At 46.1% G+C, this 5,377-nt stretch carries 6 protein-coding genes; 2 read left to right on the top strand and 4 right to left on the bottom strand.

Features of this window, described 5'->3' with window-relative positions; translation table 11 throughout:
* The first annotated feature begins 111 nt into the window (after positions 1-111).
* Positions 112-435 (top strand): hypothetical protein, encoded by a 324-nt coding sequence (locus O9X78_RS20365; RefSeq protein ID WP_269621534.1) that lies wholly within the window; start codon positions 112-114, stop codon positions 433-435.
* Positions 436-554: 119 nt separating this feature from the next.
* On the opposite strand, the gene O9X78_RS20360 is transcribed toward O9X78_RS20365, so the two are convergent.
* Positions 555-2,210: a Na/Pi cotransporter family protein gene (locus tag O9X78_RS20360; RefSeq protein WP_269621533.1), complete on the bottom strand. Its 1,656-nt coding sequence runs from the start codon at positions 2,208-2,210 to the stop codon at positions 555-557.
* A 305-nt stretch (positions 2,211-2,515) separates the two neighbouring features.
* Between O9X78_RS20360 and O9X78_RS20355 the strand changes: the two genes are divergently transcribed.
* Complete coding sequence (locus O9X78_RS20355; RefSeq protein ID WP_269621532.1) at positions 2,516-2,899, top strand: hypothetical protein; 384 nt, start codon at positions 2,516-2,518, stop codon at positions 2,897-2,899.
* A 50-nt stretch (positions 2,900-2,949) separates the two neighbouring features.
* Here the strand turns inward: O9X78_RS20355 and O9X78_RS20350 are convergent, their stop codons facing one another.
* From O9X78_RS20350 to O9X78_RS20980, 3 genes are all read right to left on the bottom strand, one after another.
* Positions 2,950-4,386 (bottom strand): SLC13 family permease, encoded by a 1,437-nt coding sequence (locus O9X78_RS20350; protein WP_269621531.1) that lies wholly within the window; start codon positions 4,384-4,386, stop codon positions 2,950-2,952.
* A 156-nt stretch (positions 4,387-4,542) separates the two neighbouring features.
* A complete protein-coding gene (locus tag O9X78_RS20345; protein WP_269621530.1) occupies positions 4,543-5,124 on the bottom strand; it encodes a transglycosylase domain-containing protein in 582 nt (193 codons plus the stop codon).
* Positions 5,125-5,284: 160 nt separating this feature from the next.
* The gene (locus O9X78_RS20980; RefSeq protein ID WP_350339249.1) at positions 5,285-5,368 is read right to left on the bottom strand and encodes a hypothetical protein; all 84 of its coding nucleotides are present in this window, start codon (positions 5,366-5,368) and stop codon (positions 5,285-5,287) included.
* Between the last annotated feature and the right edge of the window lie 9 nt (positions 5,369-5,377).

Here is a 5,377-nt window from a genome sequence, read left to right as displayed (position 1 = left end):
CGCGGTGGTCTGGCTGGCGCGGGAAGTAATCCTTGAGTATCCATTGTTGGTGTCCACTTAGTATTAGGTGGACACCAAGACTACTACTCTAAAATTGGATGGAAAGGTGAGTTGGCCGGACGCTTACTGCTTATTACCGAGTATGGATATTTAAGCGTAAATGCCAACGCCAACTTCCAAGACGATCAATGGTTCAGCGCTTACAACGATCAATTTGGCTATGAAAACATCCGTCAAGAGGCTTACTGGCTCTACAACGGCCGTCTAAGTTGGTATTCCAATGATGGTAGCTACAGCGTGTCGGTATGGGGTAAAAATTTATTGGATGAGGAATACGATAGCTACGCTATCAACCTACAAGCCGGTTTTGGTTTCGACTATTATCTCCCTGGTCAGCCGCGTACGTATGGTGCAGAAGTACAGTTTAAATTCTAAAAATGTAAACTTTGCAGTAATTCAACTTCAAGAAACGGGACAAACCTTATATCGCCAGTGATGGTGATATAAGGTCTCGGTCACAAATGCTAATTAATATTTCCTTACCCTAGTGTGAATTAAGCGCTAACTTCCTGAACATCGCGGACGTCTTTTCGAGTTTCGTTTTCTAAATGCGCCAAGATTTTAATCGCTTTATACCAATGTTCATTCAGCTGCTTAATTTCGGTAATAAAATCGATGCCGTTAATCATTTGGTCTAGGCTTATCAGCCCTTTCGTTCCCGTTGTTAGCATATTCTCTTTTAATACATCACGGTCACTTTTGAGTTGGTGGTAGGTGTTTTCCAACTTTTCAAAATACAGTTCCGAATCAGGACTAGTAACCGAATTAAGAAATTTGCAGGCATTATCACGATAGGTTTGTAGCTCTTTCTCTAAGGTAATATTAGGTAGCTTGCCGAGTCGTGTTCTGGTTTCCAGAGCTGTACTCAAGATACCGGCACAAGCCAAAAAGTATTGATCCACTTTCATCAAATTAGATAACTGCTTTGTCACATCGTCGCTTAAGGCGGCGCGTTCAAGATTAACGATATAACTAGATACTGCGCTAGACAGCTGGTGGATAGCGTAAATTTTTTGATCTAAATCATGATTCGAAATATTAGTGTCAATGGTTTGCTTCGCAGTAATACCAATTTGAATTGCACTGCGCTGTAACTCTAGAATCAATGCACTTACCGCCATTACTGGCGCTCCGGCGGTAGTTTTATCTAGGTACTTGGGTTTACCCAAAGACTCACTGACGGTAATAAATCGGGTTTCCAAAAAGCTAACTAATTTATCGTTAAAGGGTATTATCAATAACACGCCAAGGCAGTTAAATATGGTGTGAAACAGCGCGAGAGTAACACCGACATTGGGAGTCAACTTCATTAATTCCCGCACCGCCTCCACGGTATAGAACAGCGCAGGCAGCAATATTAAGGCGACAATAGCCGTCGCAATATTAAATATCACCTGTGCGGTCGCTAATCTTTTAGCATTTGAAGTGGCCCCAATTGAGGCGAGCACCGCGGTAGATGTGGTCCCCACGTTGGCGCCAATAACCATCGCCGCCGCCGCGTAAATACCGATCATTTCGGCTGAGGCAGCAGAAATGGTAATGGCGATCGCAGCGCTGGATGACTGGGTGAGAATGGTCATTACAATGCCGATCAGCAGATAGCCAATCACTTCAGAATTACCTTGCAGCGTTATCGTGCTGAAATCAAAATTCGCGACAATGCCCTCAAAGGCTTGCTGGAGGGTTGAAATACCAAGGAAGAAGAGACCAAAACCAACCATCGCCCGGCCAATTCCAAGGCGCGGCCCCTTACTTTTGGCGAGCATGATAAACGCACCAATACCAATAGCCGGCAGAGCAAACGCGTGAATATCGAGTTTAAATCCGACGATGGCAACCAACCACGCTGTCATAGTGGTGCCAATATTTGCGCCATAAATGATCCCAAGGGCTTGCCGCATTTTAATAAGTTCGGCATTCACAAAACCCAGCGAAGTAACCGTGACCGCGCTAGATGATTGCACAATCGCCGTCATCAACACACCCGAGAACACCCCGCGCGGCAGGGTATTGGTCCAGTTAGCAAGTAATCGACGCAGCGACTGGCCTGCTGCTAGCGTTAAGCCGTCGGTCATCATTTCCATAGCAACTAGGAATAAGCCTAAGCCTCCCAGCAAGGTTGCAATAACAATATAGCTTTCTGGCATCATTCAAACTCTTTATTAACGCGTATCTCTGGCGATTCATATCAGCGCAATCTGCAACACATAAATAACCCAAGACGAAGGTCGGCAGTATTACACAGGTCATTTCAATTAATTTCTTAGTCTAAACACAGTAATTGCCCCTTTTACCGGAGCTAGATCAACTAAGTATCAAATACAGATGAATTATCTAAAAAGCGTCTTCTCACCATCCGTTATAGAAGCACAGGTAACCATCGTGTCATCAACTTGCGCCATTTCTTCGTAACAAGAGCATTAGATATTTTCCGCAACCCAAATAGGGGTATTAGGTGCTAGATAAACTCACCAAATTCGGCCTGCCGATCTGGTTTCTCACTAGCTTCTCACTATGGATCTGGGTACCTAGCTCTACCTTACTCCTACTTACGCCCCTCATTTGCGCATTATTACTGTGCTCAATTGGTGCTGTGCTGGGAATCAGCCTATATCAACTTTATCTAAACCAGCATCACCGCGCTAAAGGCTTTAACAGCGTATTGTGTTCGGCGATATTAGCGCTGCCAATCGCAATTATTTTTTCATATAAACTCGACACACTGCTAACGGTATACCCTATGCGTGAATTCGCCGCCCTACTGTGGATTTTAAGTTCGATGGGGGCAGTATTGACTATTATAGTCTGCCGCCTAATGACTGGCGTGGTTTCTAGCTAAGGTCATGTCACTGTGGAATGGGCCAAAAGACACACTACCATTCACTATGGTCATGGCAAAAATAGCGCGAGAACAAGGTAGTACGCCAAACAGCTAATCAAGGCAATCCCAAACAAATTCAAAAGACCGCCAGCATGCATCATGTCTTTAATGCGCAGCTCACCGCTACCAAATATCACCGCATTGGGCGGCGTGGCAACGGGCATCATAAAGGCGCAAGAAGCCGCAATGGCAGCGGGAACAACAAATAGCAGCGGCGACACCGACTGCGACACTGCCAAGGCTCCCAAGAGGGGTAAAAACGTCGCTGTGGTTGCGGTGTTACTCGTTATTTCTGTGAGGAAAATAATCACCGTCACTATCATCAATACTACTGCAAATAAGGGCCATCCATTCAGAAGTGAGAAATTCTGCGCAATCCATTCAGCCAAACCCGATGTTTTAATCATCGCCGCCAAGGCTAAACCACCGCCAAACAGCAGCAATACACCCCAGGGCAATTTCTCTGCAGAATTCCAGTCCAGCAAAGCTTGGGAGTTTTCTCCACCAGATCTCACTGAAAATAGTAATATACCGGCCGTCATCGCGATAACGGTATCGCTGACACCGGGAAGAAACGGCGCGAGTAAAGGTCGAAATATCCACGCCGCCGCCGTTGCTAAAAATATTAAAAGTACCCGCTTCTCAGCGCTAGTAAGCGAACCGAGCTTTTGCAACTCGGCCTGCAGCAAGCCGCGGCTATCTGCGGTTTCCAAACCATCAAAACCCTTGCGACACAGCCACCACCACGTAAAACACAGCATCGCCACCGCGACTGGCACACCAATAAACATCCACTGCGCGAAACCAATGGTGATGTCGTGATTCACTTTTAAATACGCGGCCAACATGGCGTTTGGAGGAGTCCCGATCAAGGTCGCGATTCCACCAATGCTAGCGCTATAGGCAATTGCCAATAATAGCGCGACTGCAAATCGACGGCGCTGATCGTCATTCCCCTCTGGCACAAAACCAATCACCGACAAACCAATCGGCAACATCATGATGCTAGTTGCGGTATTGCTCACCCACATACTCAAAAACGCTGTGGCAATCATAAAGCCCGCAATTTGACGGCTAGGCTGTTGCCCTACCGCCAACAAAATCCGCAAGGCAATACGCCGGTGTAATTGCCAACGCTGCATCGCCAAGCCCAATAGGAAGCCACCCAAAAACAAAAAGATAATCCCATTGGCGTAGGCGCCGGCCAGCGCATCGACGTCGCCAATACCCAACACCGGTACAAGAACCAAAGGCAAGAGCGCCGTCGCCGGAATAGGCACGGCCTCCGTCGCCCACCAAATTGCCATCCACAGCGCCGCACCAAGAGCCAACCACGCCTCGTGACTCATGCCCCCCGGTTCGGGTACTAGCAAACTGATAAGCAACATCGCCGGGCCGATGATTAGGGCTAGTATTGAGGGGTTTGCTGTTTGTGTATTATTCATTGCGCCTCATATTCGATTCTGCATGCTAAGTTTATACAGCTTTAACGACCGTGATCAGCGACTCCGAACTGAGCGCGGCGTTTGCGCGATAATGGTGAAGCCATGCGCAAAGAGCCGCGCGGAGTTCGGTGTCCGCTAGGCTCTGCATGGCTACGCTCAAGAACATTGATCCAAGAATATTTGAGACACATGCCCATAGATACACTCACCATTTAATACTTTCTTAATGCGGCTTACTCTTTCTTTTGATGTCGCTGTATTTGGCTTGAACGCATTTGGCCCAGGAAGCATAGCAATTAATGATAAATACTCATCATCAGATAATTCTGATAGCGATTTATCGAACCAAGAACGAGCTCCTTCGCTAATACCAAACAGTTGTTCGCCGTCTTTATCTCCAAAATATGCTGTAGAGATAAAAGCTACAAGCTGAGTTTCTTTTGATATGTTTGGATTTACAACAAACCGAGAAATTAATGTTTGCTCTATTTTCTTGAAACCTTTCGTAAATTTTTTAAAGAAGAGCTTCTTCACTAAGCTCTGGGTAATTGTTGTGGTGGGAAGCGGACTAGGCCACTCAATCCCAGAGTGTTCAAAAAAAGTAGGATCTTGGATTTTGACTAAAATTTCCTGGCGCTTTTCATCTAAACCCAAGTCCTTTGGTGATACCGAAGCGTAGGGGACAAAAGCATGGGAAAGACTATGATAGGCAATTGTTACTGCATATACCTCATACATTACCAATGCTCCAAATGACAATATGAAAATGTAGATAAGTTTTCGTATCATGGTTTTCTGGTGCCAAACGCCTTGCACACGGGCCGACTAGAGCACAGCGAGGTCCCAGCCGCTGCGCAATAGCGGTGATCTTACCCCAATAAAACGGACACATTAGTTTTCATGCTGCCATTCGCTCATATTCTATTGGGGAATAGTAACCAATTCCCGAATGCAGCCTTTTACTATTATAAAAGTTGTTGATATAACGAGC

This window comes from Zhongshania aquatica (assembly GCF_027257955.1).
Classification (GTDB): Bacteria; Pseudomonadota; Gammaproteobacteria; order Pseudomonadales; family Spongiibacteraceae; genus Spongiibacter; species Spongiibacter aquatica.
Note: the sequence above shows the minus strand (reverse complement) of the source record. Positions and strands in the feature narration are given on the sequence as shown.